Raw genomic sequence first — 19527 nt, forward strand, 5'->3', positions numbered from 1 at the left:
GAAGTACGCCCTGAAAATGCTTGGATTGCTTAAAAAGTGTAATTTAACGATCTAATTTGTACGATAGGTGATTTTTAAATTGCAAAATCCAATTTTGTGCCGGTTTTACCAGATGTCACGGAGACTTTTGCAAGAGCCTCCGATATTATTAAGAATTTCAGATGTAATTGTATATTTAGGTTTAAACATATAATAACTATTATGGATGGAGATTCTATAATGCCCAGCCTGTTAACTACTTAAACTCCTCAAAAAAATCATAGTCAACTTCATAAATTGTTTTTTGTTGGATTCCCAATTTCTTGTTTTCAAACATCTCAATCAATTTATCACCATCTATTAATTCAATAGGAACCCTTCCTTCCTTTGATGCTTTTTGAGCATCTTGAGTAAAATACCCAGTTGTTATAATAATTCCTTTATCTCCAGGTTTTATTTTGCCGTCTAATGCACCCTTAAACTTTTGAACGGTTTCAGAGGAAACCGTGCCTTTATATCTTTTGCATTGGAAGAATACCTTGAAACTTATAAATCTGTTTAAAATCAGGTTTGCAACACCATCAATACCACCATCTCTGGTTTGCTTTGTTACTTCAACGTCTTCAAACCCTTCCTCTATTAACAATCTCTTACAAATTTTCTCAAATCCTGAAGGGGGAAGTTTTAACAGTATGTTTAAAATTTCATGCAGGTGTTTCTGATTTTCCGGAGGTCTATCAGATATATCAACATCTTCATTGCTACGTCTTTTTTGTTTAGTTACACCCTCCAAAGTTATTTCTTTTTTTTGAAATTTACTCTGGACATCTTTGAATAATTTATATACCTCATTTTCACTTAAATTTGATTTAAACCCTTTTTCTGTTAATCTCCAAATTCCCCGCTCTTCTGCACTTATAAATCCACCTTCTTTTAAATAATTTCTTGCCCAATCTATCTGATTATAAACTCTTGAAACACCTGATTCCAGAGTCTGTTGAACCTCACTTTCCGGTATTTTTAACTTGTCTGTTATTAACGGCCTTACTTCAAAGGGTTTGCCGGCTCCACCTCGCTCTTTTAAAACTTCTAAAAGTGGAACAATAAACTTAAGAAATTGTGGCCCCACTATATTATTATGTTTTTCCTTTTTCACTTTTAATTTGCCTTTCTAAACTTGGTTCTACTGGGATTTGTGGGGTACATGTCCAGCTTCCCGCAATAGAACAAAATAGCAATCCTAACCCGAATAAACCGGAACCAAAGCATTCCCCTCCTTTACAAGGAGGGGTTAGGGGAGGTATCTTTTCTCATCTCTATATCAATCCTGTCCATAACCTTTTCAAGATTCTCATAAATATCAAGGTTGGTAAAACGCAGAAAAGTAATCCCATAAGCTTCAATAATTTTTTGTCTTTCTATATCGTTTTTTACAGCATTCTCAGTAAAATGAGAATCCCCATCCACTTCAATAGCCAACTTTAGCTGTGGACAATAAAAATCCACAATAAACTTTCCAATGCTGTACTGACGCCTGAACTTGAAACCATTTAATCCCTTGCCTCTTAGCTTTAACCACAACAACATTTCAGCCTTAGGCATCTCTTGTCTTAAATTTCTCCGTTTGAGCTTTTCACTTGTTTTATTGAACACTTTTGTCAATGAATCTCTCCGAATTAAAAACTACCCCACCTAACCTCCCCTTGTAAAGGGGAGGAATATTGTTTACGAATCCCGGAAGAACCCTAAACTTTACCTTGCCTTCTAAAACAACCTGCTCTGTTCTTCACTCTGCATGGCGATGCCGAAGTATTTGTAGGCATTCGGTGTTGCAAGACGGCCTCTTGGGGTGCGGTTTATAAAGCCCTCCTGTATCAGGAACGGCTCATATACATCTTCTATCGTATCTTTATCTTCACTGATTGCTGCGGCGATTGTCTCAAGCCCGACAGGGCCGCCGTTGAATTTTTCAATTATGGTAAGCAGGAGCTTCCGGTCCATTAAGTCAAAGCCCTTCTCGTCAATCTCAAGCATTTTAAGGGCCTTAACAGCAACCTCTTTCGTAATCTTCCCGTCAGCCTTCACCTCAGCGTAATCCCTGACCCTTCTTAAAATCCGGTTTGCTATTCTCGGTGTCCCCCTTGAACGTCCTGCAATCTCCTCTGCCCCATCCTCATCAAGGGTTGTATTAAGTATCCCTGCAGACCGCATGAGTATCCTTTGAAGCTCTTCAGGCCGGTAGAAATCAAGTCTAATGACAATTCCAAACCTGTCACGTAATGGAGATGTAAGCAGTCCTGTCCTTGTTGTTGCACCTATCAATGTAAATCTTGGGATGTCGAGCTTAATCGTCCTTGCCGCTGGCCCCTGACCGATTATCAGGTCGAGCTTGTAATCCTCCATAGCCGGATAGAGTATCTCCTCAACTGCTGGATTGAGTCTGTGGATCTCATCTATAAATAACACCTCATGCCTTTGCAGATTGGTAAGTACAGCCGCGAGGTCCCCCTGACGTTCTATTGCCGGACCGGATGTGGACTTGATGCCAACACCAAGCTCCTTTGCGATTATATAGGAAAGCGTTGTCTTTCCAAGACCAGGCGGGCCATAGAAAAGGACATGGTCTAATGACTCCGACCTCCTCCTTGCTGCCTCCAGAAATATATGCAGGTTCTCCTTTACCTTCTCCTGTCCCACATATTCCGCCAAAGATTCAGGACGCAGGTTCGCCTCATACCTCTTCTCTTCATCGTCCAACGGCAATGTAAATATATTGTCCGGCATAATATTTTTCCCTTCCGATTCCTGATTACTGCTGGATTATATATTCTATTAGGTATGAATTCAACAAGGGATGGCCACTGCATCAATTATATGTGAATCCTATTTCCCTTGCGAATGCGGGACAAGAATGTCCCGCCTATCGAGATAGGCGGGGTTTTCCAACCCCGCTGTAATGGCATTACCCTATTTCTGAATAAAAGCCCTTATGATTTCCGCTGTCTCCTGAGGCTTATCAAGAAATGCAAAATGACCTGAGTTTTGTAATGATTGGTACTTTACACCACGTATGCGGTTATGTGCATACTCAGCATAATTTTCAGGAAGTATGGCATCATGGTCTGAACGGATCATGAGAATAGGAAAATCAATATACTCTATCATGGCAGGGATATACAATGAATTGATATCCTGTATCAGATCAGCCTTACGATTTTGTAATGCCTTTACCTTTTCCTTATCAGGAAGCAGTTCCAGTGTGCCCGTGATTCTATCACGAAAAGCCGAATCTTGTTTATACCGTAAAGAGCCGGCCGCCAAAAGGTTTGTAATTTTTTCTTGCTCCGAAGAATATATATCATCAAGCATCTCTTTGGTTTTAGCTGACCATGTAAGACCCTCAAAGCCATTGATGCTGATTGCAGTCTTTATATGTTCAGGGAAGTGATGTCCGAATGCAACAGCAAGCCCGCCGCCTTCACCGGCGCCAACAACATGAACCTCTTTGAGATCAAGCTTTCTTACAAAAGAACGATATACCAGAAGAAGGTGTTCTGATGATTTGTCTTCTCCAAAGGCATCCGGTTCACTAAGATAAGGAGGCTCTGCAACAATGACACGGAAAGATTTACTGAGGAATCCCGCCAGTTCGCCCCATGCCTCAACCCCAAGAGGATAAGCAGCCAATATAAGAACAGCATCACCATCACCCTGTTCCGTATAAACCACAGGAATGTTATCAACCATAACCCACTTCTGATGCTTAGGGAGGGCCTGCGGATGGAAGATCTTCTGTGGTGCCGTTGCACATGAACTAAGTACAAATACAATTATAATAATCTTAATCCATCGGAAATATTTGATATTCATATTGTATCCTTTCAACCCTATTTTAATGCCGCTCTCCAAGTTTTATAAATTTGTCCTTATATTTAAAATCAATGGAGTAATCCACTTCTGCAAGGCCTTCTTTGATTAAATGTGCATTTAGAAATGTCTTGTTTTTTAAGTAGAGATAACAGAGCAGATGGTTCTCGTTATCGTATTTATGGTTGTCAAATTTCAGAAAGACTTTTTGCCCTCTTGTTTTTTCCATGAGGAAATTGACAGCCGAACCGTTCACTGTCTTCTTTTCTTTTACCCCGATAAGACGGACTATCACTCCACTGCTGAGTTTAACTAACTCAGTAGTGATAACCTCTTTAACTGAATAGTACTTTTCACGTTCTTCTCTATTATCATCAATCCGAGAGCCGAATTGAAGTTTCTTAGGGTCAATCTTTTTATCAAGTTCATGAGGGTCTTTGAAGATATACGGGAGTTTCTCAATCTCCTTGTTCAAGTCAGTTTTTACATGATCTTTCATGAATTCGTAACCCGTTCCGTAAAGGTCGGTTTGTGTAATATCCAGCTTATTTTTGATAACAGGAATAAACTCAGGATTTATTTCGTAGCCTATTGAATTGCGGCCAAGATTGCGGGCAGCCATTGATGTCGTTCCACTGCCGAGGAATGGGTCAAGAACCGTATCACCTGCAAAGGCAAACATCTTAATGAGCCGGGCAGGTAACTCCTCTGGAAACATAGCAATATGCCCATCCTGTTTTGCGCCTGTAAAATACCAATGGCCTGAAAAATATGTATTCCAATCTTCCTTAGATATTACTGACAACTCTTTTTGTTCTTGTGAAGGCTTTGTCGGGGCGCCCTGTTTTTTAAATAGTAAAATAAATTCATAGTCTAACTTCAGGATTCCATTCCTCGGATAGGGGAAACTCCCCATTATAGTTGCCCCGCCTGTGGTATTGGTTGTTGTAACCTTTTGCCAGATAACAGCCCCCATATAATCAAAACCTATTGTTTCACAAAATTTAATAATTTCGGTTCTGATCGGGATTACTTTGTATCGCCCGTAATAAACAGAACGGGCAAACTGATCACCGATGTTGATACAGAGTCTGCATCCGGACTGCAAGACCCTATGACATTCCTTCCAGACAAGATTCAGATTATTGATATAGCTTTCGTAGGTTTCATGGTATCCGATTTGATCATTAGTACCATAATCTTTAAGCTGCCAGTAAGGAGGAGATGTAATTACCAGATGAACTGACTCATTGGCCAATAGATTCATTTGTCTTGAATCACCGTTAATAATTTTGTGTGTGGTTTTGATTGTATTATTCATAGTTATTGTGCCCCAGATGTTCACATTATTTTAAGATATCCTGCGTTTTTAAGAGATTTGATATGCAAGGATATGGCCTCCTTGATATTCTTTTTAGCCTCTTCAATTGTTTTGCCCTGAGAAAAACAACCTGGCAGAGAAGGAACAACTGCATAATATCCAATACCATCCTCTTCGGGGATAATTTCTATTGTATAGCGGTATCTTGTTGGCATTCTTAACCTCCTTTAAAATTATTCTCTAATATTTATCATAACGGACTTGTTTATCACAAGAAGGACTCTTTCTCCTTATAATATAGTTTAGGTCATCATTTGTTCTACCTACCACCTAAGGATGATAGGTCTTTCAACGCCTCTCTTATCACCTCTTCAAGTGTTTCCTTTTTGCTGTCTTTTATAGCCCTGTTGATTGCATCTCCTGCATGTGCCCTTGAATAGCCGAGGTTTATTAATGCGGAAAGTGCGTCGGCGGTTATTTTTGATTGTGGCTCTCCCTTTTCTGCGGTTGATGAGGCGATTGATATTAGTTTTTCCTTTAACTCAAGGATTATTCTTGCGGCGGTTTTTTTCCCTACTCCTGGTATCATGCTCAGCCTCTTTACGTCATCCTGCTCAAGTATCTCCATGAGGGCAGGAAGGGTAGAGCCGGACATTATATTCAGCCCCATCTTAGGGCCTATCCCTGAAATTGTGAGGAGTGTCAGAAAAAAGTCTCTCTCCTCGATGCTCAAAAAACCATATAACTGGATTGCATCCTCTTTTAAATGGGTATGAATATGGAATGTTACCTCTTCTTTTAATGGAGGTAGTTTCGGAAATGTGGAAAGGGGGATGAATACCTTGTAGCCTACACCGCTAACATCAACTACTACGAACTGCGGGGCCTTAATAATCAGATTACCGCGAATCAGGGCTATCATATTAAAATCAAAAATGAAAAATAAAATATCAAAAATATAACATAATTTTTACTTTTTATCTTTGATATTTTATTTTGCTGTTTATATGGCAAATCGCAACAGCAAGTGCGTCTGCCGCGTGGTCAGTATCTACGGGCTCTTTAAGTTTAAGTATATGATACACCATGTGCTGTACCTGCTCTTTTTTTGCAGCCCCGTAACCGACAACTGCGAGTTTAACTTCCAATGGTGTATATTCAAACACCGGAACCCCGGCATTAACTGAGGCAAGCATTATTACACCGTTTACCTGTGCCAGCTTGATGGTTGACTGGACGTTCTTTGAATAAAATCCCTTTTCAATAATTACTGCATCCGGTTTATGTGTATTTATAATCTTCTCAACCTCAAGATAGATTGCCTGAAGCCTCCTGCTCATATCAAACTTCTTAGATGCCTTAATGGTGCCATACGACTGGATAAATAAATTACTACCCCTACTCTCTACTAAACCATAGCCTGTATCCGTAGTGCCCGGGTCAATGCCTAAGGCTAACATTGGATGCTCCTTTGATCATCTGAAAACAACCCCATCCCCACCCTAACCCTCCCCTTGAAGGGGAGGGAATACACTTGGTACCCTGACCCTCCCCCATCAAGGGGGAGGGAATTTTTGTGAGGAGTTCTTACTTCTAACTTCTTGCCTCTTGCTTCTACCTTCAGCCTTCAGTCTTCTAACCTATGTCACTTCTCCAGCCTCGCAAGGAGTTCATCTGTGATATTACAATTTGAATAGACGTTCTGTACATCGTCATGGTCCTCAAGCAGTTCTATAAGCCTCAAAACCTGCTCAGCGGCTTTATCATCAACGTCCATATAATTCTGCGGAATCATAGTAACCTCAGCAAAGGATATTGGAATACCTGCCTTCTCAACAGAAGTCTTTACATTTTCAAAATCATCTGTTGATGTGGTGATCTCAAAATTATCCCCGTCACGGCTCATATCTTCTGCCCCTGCCTCCAGCACAAGGTTAAGAAGGTTATCCTCATCTACCCCTTTACCATCAACAACGATATATCCCTTCTTATGAAACATCCATGAAACGCAACCGGCCTCACCCATGTTGCCTCCATTTTTGCTTAACATATGTCTTATCTCAGGAACTGTACGGTTTTTATTATCAGTCATAATAGAAATTAAAAGGGCAACACCACCCGGTCCATAACCCTCAAATATCGCCTCTTCATAATTGACTCCGGGCAGTTCTCCTGTTCCCTTTTGAATGGCCTTCTTAATATTATCAGCAGGCATGTTGGCCTCTTTTGCCTTTAATATAACAGTCCTCAGCCTTGGATTTCCATCAGGGTCTCCGCCGCCTGCCCGTGCTGCAACAGTAATTTCCCTGATAACCTTTGTAAATATCTTCCCCCTCTTTGCATCAATTGCCGCTTTTTTGTGTTTTGTGGTTGCCCATTTTGAGTGTCCTGACATAGATACCTCCCTTAATATTAAGTAAATCAAAAATTAGAAATAAAATATCAAAAATACTAAAAAATATGCCATTTTCTTCATATTTGATTTTTGATTTTTAATATTTTATTTTTTCGTTACATCTATTTCTTTTGGTTCAAAGTCTGAGACCTCGATCCCTTTTACCTTTATCTTATCTCCTTCTTTTGCAGTTATAACCCTCAGTTTAAGATTTAAGGCAACATTAAAAATACCTTCCATAATTGTGTCAGCAAATTTAGATGCCTCGGGTACAGGCTTACTGAGGTCAAGTTTTTCTTCCTGACCTCCATAAGGTGTTTCTCCTGATCTTTGGAATAATCCCTTTAATCGCGAGTCATCCTGAACCCAGCTTCTTAAATCCTCTCCCTTTTCCACTTTGTCAATTGTTCGCTCTATCTCTGCAAGTGGAGATATTGAGGGCCTTGGTATTGGTGCTTCTTGCACCGGCACCGGCGGCATCCTTTTCCGCGGCTTCCCGGTTTCTATCATCTCTTTTAGATCAGCAAGGACAAACTTGCTGACTGCAGTAAGCGTCTCAAGTACACCCTCACCATTTGAGGCAGATGCAGTAAAAAAAGGTACATTTCTATGGTTTAATTCCCTGTTAAGCACATCCGGACTATGGATATCAGGCAGATCTTTTTTATTGTACTGAATCACGAACGGGAAATCGTCTAAATTAATCCCCTGCTCTGCAAGGTTTTTTCTCAGGTTAGCAATTGACTCCAGATTGGCATCCATTGATTCCCTCTGAGAATCAGCAACAAACACAACCCCGTCAGCCCCTTTTAACACAAGCTTCCTCGTTGCATTGTAATATACCTGACCGGGGACAGTATAGAGATGAAACCTCATCTTGTATCCCCTTATCTCTCCTGCCTCCAATGGAAAAAAATCAAAGAAGAGTGTCCTGTCACCCTGCGTTGGGAGTGTAATCAGCTTTCCTTTTTTTTCCGGATTTATCTTTTCAAAGATACTTTTAATATTCGTAGTCTTACCGGAGAGTGCAGGGCCGTAATACACAATCTTTGCATTTATTTCTTTTGAGTTGTAGTTAATGAGTGCCATAAGCCCATAATGTTTTAACAGAAAGTATGTAGGGGTGTCAACCTGCCCGGCGGGATAAAATGGCTTTAACAAGTGATGTTACAGTACAATTCACAGGGGTAGGAATATTATATGCTTCTCCCTCCCTGCAAACCAATCCATTGAAGTAGTCTATTTCTGTTGGTTTTCCCTTTACAAAGTCTTCATACATGGAGGTATGGTATTCTCTCAGATTTTGTGTAACCTTTATATGCTCATCCAATAAACCTTCGTCTATTATTATCCCCTTTTTCTCTGCTACAGCCCTGATTTCTGTGAATATTTTTCGGGCTGTGTCAATGGCATCTTTTGAATCTAGTATGTAACTTATCTTTCCATTCAGAATAACTGAGAGGGGATTAAATACTGCATTCCAGCACAGCTTCTGCCATTTACCCTTGTAAATATCACGGGAGAGCTTAGCCGGTACTCCTGCATCCTTAAACATCTTTACTATAGTTTGGACAAGTTCACTCTCTTTTCCATCAAGCTCGCCTATACTTAATGAACCTGCCCCTTCGTGTACAACAACTCCCGTCTCTTCCAGTCTTGCACCTATAAAGGCAATGCCCCCGAGCACCTTTGAGTCCGGTATATGCCTTAATATCTCCTCTTCGCTGTCTACCCCGTTTTGAAGGGGGAGGATCACTGTGCTCTTATTTACAAGGGGCTGTAGGATATTCAGCACCTTCTCAGTATCATTCCGCTTTACTGCTATGATTATGAGGTCACAGGGCATTAGGTTTTTGGGCTTTATAGATACCTCCGGACGGAATGTCCACACCTCGCCTTTGCTTTTAACTGTTATCCCATTTTCATGGATTACCGCATAGCTTCGCGGCGTTACAAGGTAAGAAACCTTATGACCGGCCCTATGGAGCATTGCCCCATAGTAGCCGCCAACGGCGCCTGCCCCTGCGATTAAGATATTCATCCGAAAATCCCCTCCGGCGGGGTAAGAAAACCCCGCCTATCCATATCTATGAGGATAGGCGGGACATTCTTGTCCCGCTGATTTTCATGTCCCTTTGTGAACCCTGGTTCATGTGAGTTCAACCAAAAATCTCCATAGCTCACCCCCACCCTAACCCCCCCCACCCTCAAGGGGGAGGGAATTTTCGCTTCCCTATATTGCTTTTCTTAATCTTAGCCTTATCTTACTTCTTGCTTCTAACCTCTTGCTCCTTACTTCTCTCTACAGCCTGCTCCTTTTACTTCTCCTCAACCCCATAGATAAACGAAACAAGCATCTGACTCAGTCCTCCGGAGATTTCTTTCTGGAGTGCCCTGACTGACTTTGCCTCTGCCTCTTTGAAGTTCAGGTGGCCTTCCCTGCCGTTGCGGGTAAAACTTCCAAAGACCTTTTCGCTTTTCTGGTTCACGAGGTCAACAGTAATATTCCATCTTACAAATTTCCACTGAGGAAGGTCAGCGTTTTCAAACTCAATATTACTCTTAACAAGTATATCTAATTTTGCAGGGTCACCCTTTTCCTCAACTGAGAAGCCTTCTTTAGTCAGTCCTTCAATAATAGAAGACCTTATGTCTGAACGGTGAGGCCCGTCTACCTGAACACCTATGTGTATCTGTTTGGTTAAGAGGTCCTGTATCTTTTGTTTTATACTTACAAGGCTGACAGGAGGGTCAATACCTTTTCCTGCAGTACTTATAATCCTAAGGTCTGTATTATATACCTCTCTGTTTAGAAAGGTCTTCATGGCATTGCGGAGTGCACGCACCCTTTCAATCTTATCATCCGACTCAGATGCCTGTTTCTGTAATTCCAAAATGTCTTTGTCTGCTGCAGCAATCTTCTCTTTAAGTGATTCCATAGCATGCTGACGTTCCATAACCGCGAGGGCATAAGTAAGCTTTTCAGATTCACTTACATATATATCAGCGACTGTAACATCCTCAAGGACTTTATTCGTGGCAACGGATGTGAGTTGATCAATCTTAATATCACGGGTACTCTGACTCTTTCCCTTAACATCAGTCTGTACATACTTCTCCCACTCACTTGTCTTTGACTGGATGTCCGCCTGAAATATCCTTGATAGGGCAGCATAAGCCGCATCTTCAGCAGCCTTGCGTGTATCTCCAAAACCGACTCCAATAAGATACATGTCATCAGGATATTTCCTGCTCTTCCCTTCTAACCAGTCGGGCTTTGAGGCAGAAAAAGCGGGAGAGAAATTTAAAAAGGGGACAATGCATGATATTAATATGAGAAATATTATTTTAGTTCTGAAAAGTTTCATCCGAAAATCTCCATAGCTCACCCTCCCCCTAACCCCCTCCCGTCAAGGGAGGGGGAATCTTCGGCAATCTTTCATATCTCCCCTCCCCTTGCTGGAGGGGACTAAGGGGAGGTGGCCTCATTTTCATCATCCTTTTATTATTCTTACTTCTTACTTCTTTCTTCAGCTCAACCCTTCCTACTTCTTCTTTTCTTCCGCCTCAAGTCTGTCAAATGACTTCTCTGCATTCTTTCTTACGAAATCCCTTACTGCTGAGTTAAGTTCTTTTGCCTTATCAAGGCTGTTTTTGAATGCATCAAGGTCAAGTTTTACAAGGGAATATACTGTCCCGTCTGACGGGTCTGTCCAGTGATCTATAACCATTACACCACTCAATGTTGTAGCAGAGAATGTCTTGACTGCCTGCTCTATATGCTGTTCTTCAGAGGTTGCTGACTGTGCATTTACCTCAGCGCCGCCTGTTGTGGATGCCATGTAATCCCGCATAAGTGACGCTGTATAGGTCTCAAATATCTTGGCAATTTCAGCCCTTGCCCTGTTCTCAGATGCAGTCTTTGCCAGTGACTTATTTTTTACACCGCTGACAGAACCGACACCATAGAATACCTTTACCCCATTGTCATTAAATGCCGCACTCCCTTTTGTTACCCATGCAGGCGCCTGAGCCGCGGGCGGAACCTTAGGAGCGCATCCGACCACCAGTCCTAATCCAAGAATAACAACAAGTAAACTGTAAGATACTAAGAAATTAAGTCTTTTCATGTTAAACCCTCCTTGTAAGTTATCATTTACTGAATTGGATAATTAACACCAAATGTCAGACCGCTAAAGGTATCATTTGCAGCTCCTGCTGTATCATATTCATAATTCTGATATTTTAATCCTACTAATAAACTAAGAGGCATGTTCTCAAGTGTATAAGCCCCTCCGAACTCAACAGCAGGGCCTGTAACTTTGCTTGTATCCTTGTTTCCTGAAGAGTCTTTAAATTCGGAATTAAGGAATACGTAGCTCAGATTCCCAAATAGCACCCATCTTGACCCCTCGATCGGATAATGTCCCGTAACACCAAGAACAGGTCCGTTTCTTGTTTCTTTTGATGTATCACCACATACACCCAAAACACAAGGATCAAGTTTCATTTTGTATTTAAGATCCATTAGTTTATATCCAAGGAAAGCGGCGACATTAGGGTGAAAATAGTAGCCTGCAGAAATGTCCATGTCAGTTCTATCTGCATCAAGGTTTATATCAGTGGCGGCAACTGATACTGCTGGAAATGAAAAAGTCCCAAATAGATAACTTGCACCTGCAAAATATTTATCATACTGTACGTTTACACTTGGTCCTAACATTAAACCATAATCTGATGAAAAATCTTTATTTCCACTGCCTGTATCCAGTTTTGTATCCCACGTTGCAGCCCATGTCTTCAGTCCCACACTGACATGAGGTTGTTCAGCCATTGCCATGTTTGAAAAGGCAAAGACCATCGCAATTGTAATAATGAGTATGAGTTTTTTCATAGCAATCTCCTTTCAGGAAAATAATAATATGTTGTTGTAAACAAAGACTTCTGTATCACCTCACTTTCTGCAAAATTCTTCACCATAGAAACCCCACCCTCACCCTAACCCTCTCCCTGAGACCGTAGCGTCGGGGTTCATCCCCGACGTCTATGGCTCATCTATACGTAGATCTCCATGTTACTCCTGAGACGTTGGGGGTAAACCCCAACGCTACGAAAACCATGGTACAGGGCGCTAATTTATAACCTCATACTTCTTACGTCTTTACTATTCACCATTCACTAATCACTGTCTTTAAAAACTCGGCGGCGGCAGTACCGGTTTCTTTATCTCATCCGGTGAAGAAGGGGAGGCTGGGGGATACGGATATGATTCCTTTGGCTTTTCTGATGATGAGCCGGTCTGTTTTGTAGTCCCTGCCCCTGTTAATATCAGAACCATATCACCCACCTGAAGATTTTCAGATTCTTCAACAACTTTGGCCTTTGAAATCTGCTCTCCTATAACCTCTTCTACACGAAGGGTTGCCACTCTGGTTATTGCCCTGCCTAATTCCTTACCTGTAGACGGATCCTTAAATGTCTCTCCAAACCTTTGGACCTTAAGCATTGACCCTTTATCAATCTTGTCCATGCTCCCAAGACTAACTACTACATCGTCTACTTCAACTTTAATCACCTTTCCCCGTACAGGAATTAACTCTGCTGTCCTTTTTGCAAGTGACTTGATTCCATTATGAATCTCATCCTCACTTGAGACCTCAACTGTTTCAGCGGCCTTTAGTTTCCCTTCTTCTACATCCACAAGCCTCAGATTTATAATATACTTTCTGCCGAGCCGGTTCATGCTCCCCATTGCCATTAACTGAACTGATAATATCCTTCCAAGATTAACCAGCTCTTCCTCTGCTACTGCGCCGCTTAATTGAAACTTTTGTTCCTTGAGTACCTTCTCCATCTGCTTACGTTCCATCACATGAAAATACCCGCCCCTGAATAACTCCGTCCTGAGCAGGTCTGTTGCACTCTGTGCCACGTTTTCAGGGACACCATAAGCCTCAAAGTCATACACAGCCACCTTGAGTTTTTCACCGGCATACGCAGAGCGGCCTGATAGGAGGAAGAAGCTTATCCCTAATAATATTAGGGCAAGGTATGCGATGCTATTACTTTGTTTAAATAAGTTTTGTTTTTTATGATTCATCCGCAAGTCTCCATAGCTCACCCTCCCCCTAACCCCCTCCCGTCAAGGGAGGGGGAATAAATTATAGAACCCTCTCCCTGAGGGAGAGGGAATTTTAGTTGTTCTTTCTTCTTCCTGTCTTACTTCTTGCTTCTGAATTCTTGAATCTGTTAACTGTTCACTATTCACTTGTCTTTAATAATATCCGCTCTCATAAACCCGCTGCCGTCTACTGGTTTTGCGATTGACAGCCTCTTGTCTTTTACCTCTGTAATCTGAATCTTCCCTATCTTCTCTGTTTGAGAGCCGAGGCTTTCACCGGTGTCAGGGTCAACAAGTTCTTCGCCTGCACGGTATACTATGAAAGTATCTCCGGCCTTTCTACCGTCATCACTGCCTGTGTTAATGAATATCTGACTGCCGCTGACCTTTACTACTGAACCCTGCCACGGGACATTCTCCATTGCACTGCTTATCTTTTCAATTGCCTGCTCAATTGCCTTACGGGAAGCCTTTCCTATGACTGTCTCGTCAAAACCCTCTTTGCCGAATTCAACGCTCGGTGCTATTGAGAGGTCAATATCAACACCATGACTTGACTCTTCACCCTCTGCCTTTTCTGCAACCATTATCTGACCTGTTGACGTATCAACAAATCTTATATCTAATGCCACACGTGCTGTATTTGTCTTCATACCTGCACCGCCGCCGAATGGAAGAACCCTTCCAAGTGAGCCGACACCCAGCTTTGATTCTTTTACACCGAACTCTGTTATACCGCCGGTCACTATCATGCCTACTCCTATGAGTTTCCCAACCTTTGCGGCTGTATCAGGATTAACAGCACCGGATAATCCAAATGACTGTTCATTCATTATCTTATTAATCTGCTCACGCTCTATCACGATAAAACGATTGGTCTTGACAAGGGCGGTGACAAGGCTATCAGACATACCGCGTCCTACATCATGCCACCCGGCATGCTGATTACTGCTTTTATCCTCAAAATCCATTACAGCTATACGCTTTTTCGGACCTTTATACTCCTTGTCTTTGGCATAAGATACAGTTGAAACAAGCACAAGAGATATTACAAAAACTATCGCTATGAGATTTCTTGCTTGAATAGTAGTCCGCATAGTTTCCCCCTATATGTTTTTTACCAAGTCTCTTACTTCTTACCTCTTGCTTCTAACTTCTGTTCACTATTCACTCTTCATCCGAAAATCAACCCCATCCCCACCCTAACCCTCCCCTTGAAGGGGAGGGAATCAACATAGCCCCCTCTCCCTCAGGGAGAGGGTCAGGGGGAGGGTGGGGTTTTCATTGTCCTTTGTGAGCAACCCGATCATGGGAGTTCACTTGTCTTTTAATGGTGTTCTTCGTGCTGAAGTTCTTTGTAACTATCCTCAGCATGTGATTTAACCTTATCCGTATCCGTCTTCTGCTGAGGTTGTGTAGCACATCCATTGGCAAGACAAAATACACCTAATAATACAATTAAAATTGCCTTTGTAATGATTTTTTTCATAAAGGTTTTACCTTTCGATAAATTGTGAATAGTCAACATTTAAAGCGGAGTTATAACAAAGAAGAGATAACTGAGGCTATCTTATATTAAATATAACTTAGGTGTCAATAAAGAAATCTTAGAACATGTATGTGCCGGATATAAACAAAGCAAGATCTCCTTGAGTATATTCCTCTTTTCTAATTGTATATTCTATATTATCCTTGCTGTATGATGAAGCAGTGCCGTATCCATGACCGAATCCATATCTAATCCCTGCTATAACAGTTGAATTTGCGCTAATTGAACCTGAACTTAATGTTAACCCGTACTTGTCAATATGAGTTGCCTGGGCAGCGTGAATATCTTCAACTTTTGGCGCAGAGGATAAATCAGTAAAAATACCGGCCCGCAAAGGTATCTTGGGTGTAATCATATACTCCATCCCCAGGTTTCCGTTCAATAATTCATTAAGAATAACTTTTCTTGAAGCATCTACTGATTTAAGATTGTCATCTAATGCTTTAGTTACTTCAGCATAATTAACCGGGCCATAGTATGATAGGTCAAGGGCTATAGTTAAACGCTCTGAAGGGAAGTAGGCCATTCCGAGCGTAGATGAATAGGGCAGTTTCCTTGTATAAGACACTGTCCCCTCCGCATTTCCCCGGCTGAATGCTTTTACAGTTACCGGGCTGTCATTACTTATATTACTCATATATACAACCTGGCGAACCTTCACTTCTTCAGAAATTTCAGCGGTTGGTTTTAATGAAAGCCCTATCCTGAATTTGTCTCCTATCCTGTATAGTACGCCGAATTTCCCTGTAACTCCTGTTCCTGAACCATTAAGGCTGCGGCTGTTTTCTAATAATAAGGTATAAGCCTTACTATCAGAAGAATCTGTATATTCTGTATCCCAGTAATTATAAACATTTTCCGTAAAATTGTTGTATAAAAAGTATAAAGAGAACCCTGCCGACAGACTTTTGTTGACATTAAATGAGTAACTGGGGCCAAGGAGGTATGTCTTTGATTCAAATATTCTATCAGCCCTTGCAGTATTCCAGTCATAACCAAGCAGGTGTTCATTAGAATAGAGCTCATGTAGTTCAAAATTATCAGACTCCGGCACAACAATAGAGAAACCTACATTGCCAAGAAATGTTGTGGCAGTAACTCCCCAGAAGGTTGGAATAAAATCAAACGACCTCAGCTTCTCATTATCTTTAAGGAAAAATTTTCCGTTTCTTATCTTGTAAGTGATTACATTTGCAGAGGCCGACATGCTGTTAAATGGAATCTGTATAATACCGGCCGGATTATAGTATGTTGCAGTTGCATCATCAGCCAGGGCTGTAAAAGCGCCGCCCATGCCTGCGGCCTTTTCACCGATTAGAACTTCCTGATAGTTGTATACCCCTGCAAAGGAAATCCCTGGTAAGGAAAGGATTGAGATGATAAGTATAAGGAAGAAATGGGGCATATTGTTTGTCATACGAAAATCTCCATAGCTCACCCTCCCCCTAACCCCCTCCCGTCAAGGGAGGGGGAATAATCTTAGCACCCTCCCCTTGAAGGGGAGGGAATCTTTATCTTTCAATTCAACTTCTTACTTCTGACCTCTTACTTCTTACTTCTGCTCACTGCTCACGGTTCACTTTCCTTTAGTCCCCACATGCACCGCCACGATCCCTCCTGAAAGCATTTCGTATTCTACTTTAGAAAATCCAACTCTTAACATCAGGTCGCGTAATTTGTTTGCAGGGGGAAATTTTCTTATTGAGTCGGGGAGATAATTGTATATGCCTGTTTTGTCCCTTGATATAACCGTACCGATTGCAGGCAGTAAGGTAAATGAATAAAAATCATATATGTAGCGGAAGATTCGTGTTTCAGGCTGGGTGAACTCCAGACACACGACTCGGCCGCCAGGTTTTGCTGTCCGTAACATCTCTGTAAACGCCTTTTCAAGGTGTTTGACGTTCCTGACACCGAAGCCGACTGTAATTGCATCAAATTTATTGTTCCCAAATTTCAAGGACTCGGCATTCCCCTGAGTACATGTGATTAACTTATCAAGTCCGGCCTGTTTTACCTTCTGCCTGCCGACCTCCAGCATCTCCCTGTTCAGGTCTACTGCATCAACATGGCCTGAAGCGCCAACCTTTTTTGCAAGCAGGATGGCTATATCAGCAGTTCCGGTGCATACATCAAGGACACTATTTCCCTGCTGTACGTATGTCTGTTCCACAGCATACCGTTTCCAGTAATGGTGTATCCCAAAACTCAGCACTGAATTATTAAGGTCATAGCGCTTTGCTGCTGATGAAAACATCCTCTGAACCATCTTTTCTTTATCCATAGAATTCCCTTATTGATATTTACTGCTGAATATTATATCTTAACTTAAATTTAAATTTAAGATATAATACCTTGATTTGTAATTAAAGAAAAGGGTTTTTAATTAATTGAACAGTAAAGTTATTATTGGTGACACTAAAAAAGAAAAGTTCAATTTACAACGTGTACTCACATTTTCTACATCACTTGAAAAAGACATAGTCCAGATAGCCTCCCCGGATAAGATAGATGAAGAACTTCTAAAAGAATTCAGAAACAGGCAAAAGACCATAAAATTAGTAACTATTGATAAGAAGGAGTGGAATACAAAAGTTATTGGCTTTGATAAGGAGTTTCTATATGTACGTGTACCGTCTGAATTCAGGGCGCCTGTCGGGGAATTAATGCTTGCATCATTTCCAACTGAAAAGGGCAATTACGTAGTTCAGACATTTGTTCATCAGATAAAAGATCCCGTCCTTGTCTTGAAATTTCAGGATCCACGGAAAGACAGGCGGTTTTATCCGCCTTCAAGGACATTCATCAATTATGCAAAGGTAAATGAAGATACTCTGTGGCTGCTGGACAAAAGGACATTCGTTATCAGAACGACGGGCAAAGGGTCAGCAGAACATAATGATAAAGTTTTGATAAACGAGACTATAGGATTATATGAGGAGGAAGGAAAGGATAAAAAAGAGGTATTTACCTATTTAGATGATGATATTAACCGCTTAAAAATCATCAGTTCAAGGACTGAGCTTGACAATATATCAATAGGCGGATGTGCCTTTGCTGCAGAGAATGATTTGTTTCCTTTAAGAGGAGTATTGTATGTCTCCATGTCACTAGACCTAAATAATGATGTTAAATGTGATTTTAAAGGTATGAATATATCAATGTTCGGCGTAGTGAAAAATATTTTATCCTGTGGTGAAAATAGGAGTAAATACGGTGTCAGCTTCCTGAAACGCTTCAGCCAGGAGACAATCAATAATTTTTTAATGATATGGGAAGGAGTTACCTGAGATACCCATTACCTATTACCTGTCTTTACTCTCCCAGATAGGCCTCCCGTATCCTTTTATCAGCAGCGAGGTCCTTTGCATTATCAGACATAGTTATAGTCCCGGTCTCCATTACATAACCCCTGTCAGCAAGCATCAGGGCTGCCCTTGCATTCTGTTCAACAAGGAGTACTGTAACACCCTGTTTATTTATGACCCTGATAATCTCAAAAATCTTTGAAACAACCATTGGGGCAAGACCCAGTGATGGCTCATCGAGAAGCAGGAGCTTAGGCCCGCACATTAGTGCCCTGCCTATTGCAAGCATCTGCTGTTCACCCCCGCTCAATGTCCCGCCGAACTGCCTGCTACGTTCTGCCAAAATAGGGAAATAATCGTAGACCATTGTAAGTTTGTCCTTAATCTCCTTTTTATCCCTGCATAAAAAGCCGCCCATCTCCAGATTTTCAAGCACCGTAAGCCTCGGGAATATCCTTCTCCCCTCAGGCACATGAGAAATACCGCATCCGACAATCTCATGTGGAGGATTATTTGTAATATTCTTATCCTTAAAAAAAATACCTCCTTTGAGTACCTTCACAATCCCTGATATTGTCATAAGGGTAGAGGTCTTTCCGGCACCGTTTGCGCCGATTATAGTGACAATCTCACCTCCTCTGATTTCAATGGAAACACCTTTTAATACCTCAATAAGGTCATAAGAGGCATGTATATTTTCTAATTTCAATAGACTCATGTTCATCCGAAAATAACCTCAAGTAAGCAGTAAGCGGTAAGCAGTTAGCAGATAAAGACCTGCCTTTACTGTTTACTGCTCACTGCTTACTGTTTACTATTTTCATTACCCTTTGTGATCGCCCCGCTCATGACGGTTCATCCGAAAATCAACCCCATCCCCACCCTACCCCTCCCCTTGAAGGGGAGGGAATCAACATAGCTCCCTCTCCCTCAGGGAGAGGGTTAGGGTGAGGGTGGGGTTTTCATTGCCCTTTATGAGCCCTCGGC

The 19527-nt window shown here is 41.5% G+C and carries 22 protein-coding genes; 1 reads left to right on the forward strand and 21 read right to left on the reverse strand.

The window, feature by feature from the left end; all coding sequences use genetic code 11:
* Positions 1–235 precede the first annotated feature (235 nt).
* The 20 genes from HZA08_10980 to ubiE form a co-directional block, all read right to left on the reverse strand.
* Entirely contained in the window at positions 236–1135 is a 900-nt protein-coding gene (locus HZA08_10980; protein ID MBI5193949.1) for a restriction endonuclease, read from the reverse strand.
* Between the two features lie 122 nt (positions 1136–1257).
* Positions 1258–1641 carry an endonuclease domain-containing protein gene (locus tag HZA08_10985; protein ID MBI5193950.1) on the reverse strand — a complete coding sequence of 128 codons (384 nt, stop codon included), beginning with the start codon at positions 1639–1641 and terminating at the stop codon, positions 1258–1260.
* 102 nt (positions 1642–1743) lie between these two features.
* Complete coding sequence (ruvB, locus tag HZA08_10990) at positions 1744–2763, reverse strand: Holliday junction branch migration DNA helicase RuvB (GenBank protein MBI5193951.1); 1020 nt, start codon at positions 2761–2763, stop codon at positions 1744–1746.
* A 183-nt stretch (positions 2764–2946) separates the two neighbouring features.
* On the reverse strand, positions 2947–3849 hold the full coding sequence (locus HZA08_10995) for an alpha/beta hydrolase (protein ID MBI5193952.1): 903 nt from the start codon (positions 3847–3849) through the stop codon (positions 2947–2949).
* A 22-nt stretch (positions 3850–3871) separates the two neighbouring features.
* Complete coding sequence (locus HZA08_11000; protein MBI5193953.1) at positions 3872–5113, reverse strand: thermonuclease family protein; 1242 nt, start codon at positions 5111–5113, stop codon at positions 3872–3874.
* Positions 5114–5187: 74 nt separating this feature from the next.
* On the reverse strand, positions 5188–5382 hold the full coding sequence (locus HZA08_11005; protein ID MBI5193954.1) for a type II toxin-antitoxin system HicB family antitoxin: 195 nt from the start codon (positions 5380–5382) through the stop codon (positions 5188–5190).
* Positions 5383–5486: 104 nt separating this feature from the next.
* Positions 5487–6089: a Holliday junction branch migration protein RuvA gene (ruvA, locus tag HZA08_11010; GenBank protein ID MBI5193955.1), complete on the reverse strand. Its 603-nt coding sequence runs from the start codon at positions 6087–6089 to the stop codon at positions 5487–5489.
* A 55-nt stretch (positions 6090–6144) separates the two neighbouring features.
* Positions 6145–6627 (reverse strand): crossover junction endodeoxyribonuclease RuvC, encoded by a 483-nt coding sequence (ruvC, locus tag HZA08_11015; GenBank protein ID MBI5193956.1) that lies wholly within the window; start codon positions 6625–6627, stop codon positions 6145–6147.
* A gap of 185 nt (positions 6628–6812) precedes the next feature.
* Positions 6813–7562 carry a YebC/PmpR family DNA-binding transcriptional regulator gene (locus HZA08_11020; GenBank protein ID MBI5193957.1) on the reverse strand — a complete coding sequence of 250 codons (750 nt, stop codon included), beginning with the start codon at positions 7560–7562 and terminating at the stop codon, positions 6813–6815.
* 105 nt (positions 7563–7667) lie between these two features.
* The gene (locus tag HZA08_11025) at positions 7668–8651 is read right to left on the reverse strand and encodes a hypothetical protein (protein ID MBI5193958.1); all 984 of its coding nucleotides are present in this window, start codon (positions 8649–8651) and stop codon (positions 7668–7670) included.
* Between the two features lie 37 nt (positions 8652–8688).
* Entirely contained in the window at positions 8689–9603 is a 915-nt protein-coding gene (locus HZA08_11030; protein ID MBI5193959.1) for a ketopantoate reductase family protein, read from the reverse strand.
* Complete coding sequence (locus HZA08_11035) at positions 9600–9746, reverse strand: hypothetical protein (GenBank protein ID MBI5193960.1); 147 nt, start codon at positions 9744–9746, stop codon at positions 9600–9602. The genes HZA08_11030 and HZA08_11035 overlap by 4 nt, the downstream gene beginning before the upstream one ends.
* Positions 9747–9880: 134 nt before the next feature.
* Positions 9881–10951, reverse strand: coding sequence for an LPP20 family lipoprotein (locus HZA08_11040; protein ID MBI5193961.1), 1071 nt, complete (start codon positions 10949–10951; stop codon positions 9881–9883).
* A gap of 156 nt (positions 10952–11107) precedes the next feature.
* Positions 11108–11692: an LPP20 family lipoprotein gene (locus tag HZA08_11045; protein ID MBI5193962.1), complete on the reverse strand. Its 585-nt coding sequence runs from the start codon at positions 11690–11692 to the stop codon at positions 11108–11110.
* A 26-nt stretch (positions 11693–11718) separates the two neighbouring features.
* The gene (locus tag HZA08_11050; GenBank protein ID MBI5193963.1) at positions 11719–12456 is read right to left on the reverse strand and encodes a hypothetical protein; all 738 of its coding nucleotides are present in this window, start codon (positions 12454–12456) and stop codon (positions 11719–11721) included.
* A 297-nt stretch (positions 12457–12753) separates the two neighbouring features.
* On the reverse strand, positions 12754–13683 hold the full coding sequence (locus HZA08_11055) for a hypothetical protein (protein ID MBI5193964.1): 930 nt from the start codon (positions 13681–13683) through the stop codon (positions 12754–12756).
* A gap of 143 nt (positions 13684–13826) precedes the next feature.
* Positions 13827–14780: a hypothetical protein gene (locus HZA08_11060; GenBank protein ID MBI5193965.1), complete on the reverse strand. Its 954-nt coding sequence runs from the start codon at positions 14778–14780 to the stop codon at positions 13827–13829.
* A 230-nt stretch (positions 14781–15010) separates the two neighbouring features.
* Positions 15011–15172, reverse strand: coding sequence for a hypothetical protein (locus HZA08_11065; protein ID MBI5193966.1), 162 nt, complete (start codon positions 15170–15172; stop codon positions 15011–15013).
* Positions 15173–15290: 118 nt separating this feature from the next.
* Positions 15291–16670 (reverse strand): outer membrane protein transport protein, encoded by a 1380-nt coding sequence (locus tag HZA08_11070; GenBank protein MBI5193967.1) that lies wholly within the window; start codon positions 16668–16670, stop codon positions 15291–15293.
* Positions 16671–16808: 138 nt separating this feature from the next.
* Entirely contained in the window at positions 16809–17516 is a 708-nt protein-coding gene (gene ubiE, locus HZA08_11075; GenBank protein MBI5193968.1) for a bifunctional demethylmenaquinone methyltransferase/2-methoxy-6-polyprenyl-1,4-benzoquinol methylase UbiE, read from the reverse strand.
* 106 nt (positions 17517–17622) lie between these two features.
* On the opposite strand from ubiE, the gene HZA08_11080 reads away from it, so the two are divergent.
* A complete protein-coding gene (locus HZA08_11080) occupies positions 17623–18522 on the forward strand; it encodes a hypothetical protein (protein MBI5193969.1) in 900 nt (299 codons plus the stop codon).
* Positions 18523–18547: 25 nt separating this feature from the next.
* Here HZA08_11080 and HZA08_11085 read toward each other — a convergent pair whose 3' ends face one another.
* Positions 18548–19258, reverse strand: coding sequence for an ABC transporter ATP-binding protein (locus HZA08_11085; GenBank protein ID MBI5193970.1), 711 nt, complete (start codon positions 19256–19258; stop codon positions 18548–18550).
* Positions 19259–19527 lie beyond the last annotated feature (269 nt).

It is taken from the genome of Nitrospirota bacterium, assembly GCA_016212215.1.
GTDB lineage: Bacteria > Nitrospirota > 9FT-COMBO-42-15 > HDB-SIOI813 > HDB-SIOI813 > JACRGV01.

Bases quoted from the DNA above. Each gene is read 5' to 3' on its own strand.
- HZA08_10995 (MBI5193952.1), bottom strand. From the start codon at position 3,849: ATGAATATCAAATATTTCCGATGGATTAAGATTATTATAATTGTATTT.
- ubiE (MBI5193968.1), bottom strand. From the start codon at position 17,516: ATGGATAAAGAAAAGATGGTTCAGAGGATGTTTTCATCAGCAGCAAAG.
- HZA08_11060 (MBI5193965.1), bottom strand. From the start codon at position 14,780: ATGCGGACTACTATTCAAGCAAGAAATCTCATAGCGATAGTTTTTGTA.
- HZA08_11045 (MBI5193962.1), bottom strand. From the start codon at position 11,692: ATGAAAAGACTTAATTTCTTAGTATCTTACAGTTTACTTGTTGTTATT.
- HZA08_11025 (MBI5193958.1), bottom strand. From the start codon at position 8,651: ATGGCACTCATTAACTACAACTCAAAAGAAATAAATGCAAAGATTGTG.
- HZA08_11030 (MBI5193959.1), bottom strand. From the start codon at position 9,603: ATGAATATCTTAATCGCAGGGGCAGGCGCCGTTGGCGGCTACTATGGG.
- HZA08_11005 (MBI5193954.1), bottom strand. From the start codon at position 5,382: ATGCCAACAAGATACCGCTATACAATAGAAATTATCCCCGAAGAGGAT.
- ruvA (MBI5193955.1), bottom strand. From the start codon at position 6,089: ATGATAGCCCTGATTCGCGGTAATCTGATTATTAAGGCCCCGCAGTTC.
- ruvB (MBI5193951.1), bottom strand. From the start codon at position 2,763: ATGCCGGACAATATATTTACATTGCCGTTGGACGATGAAGAGAAGAGG.
- HZA08_11000 (MBI5193953.1), bottom strand. From the start codon at position 5,113: ATGAATCTATTGGCCAATGAGTCAGTTCATCTGGTAATTACATCTCCT.
- HZA08_11020 (MBI5193957.1), bottom strand. From the start codon at position 7,562: ATGTCAGGACACTCAAAATGGGCAACCACAAAACACAAAAAAGCGGCA.
- HZA08_11065 (MBI5193966.1), bottom strand. From the start codon at position 15,172: ATGAAAAAAATCATTACAAAGGCAATTTTAATTGTATTATTAGGTGTA.
- HZA08_11085 (MBI5193970.1), bottom strand. From the start codon at position 19,258: ATGAGTCTATTGAAATTAGAAAATATACATGCCTCTTATGACCTTATT.
- HZA08_11050 (MBI5193963.1), bottom strand. From the start codon at position 12,456: ATGAAAAAACTCATACTCATTATTACAATTGCGATGGTCTTTGCCTTT.
- ruvC (MBI5193956.1), bottom strand. From the start codon at position 6,627: ATGTTAGCCTTAGGCATTGACCCGGGCACTACGGATACAGGCTATGGT.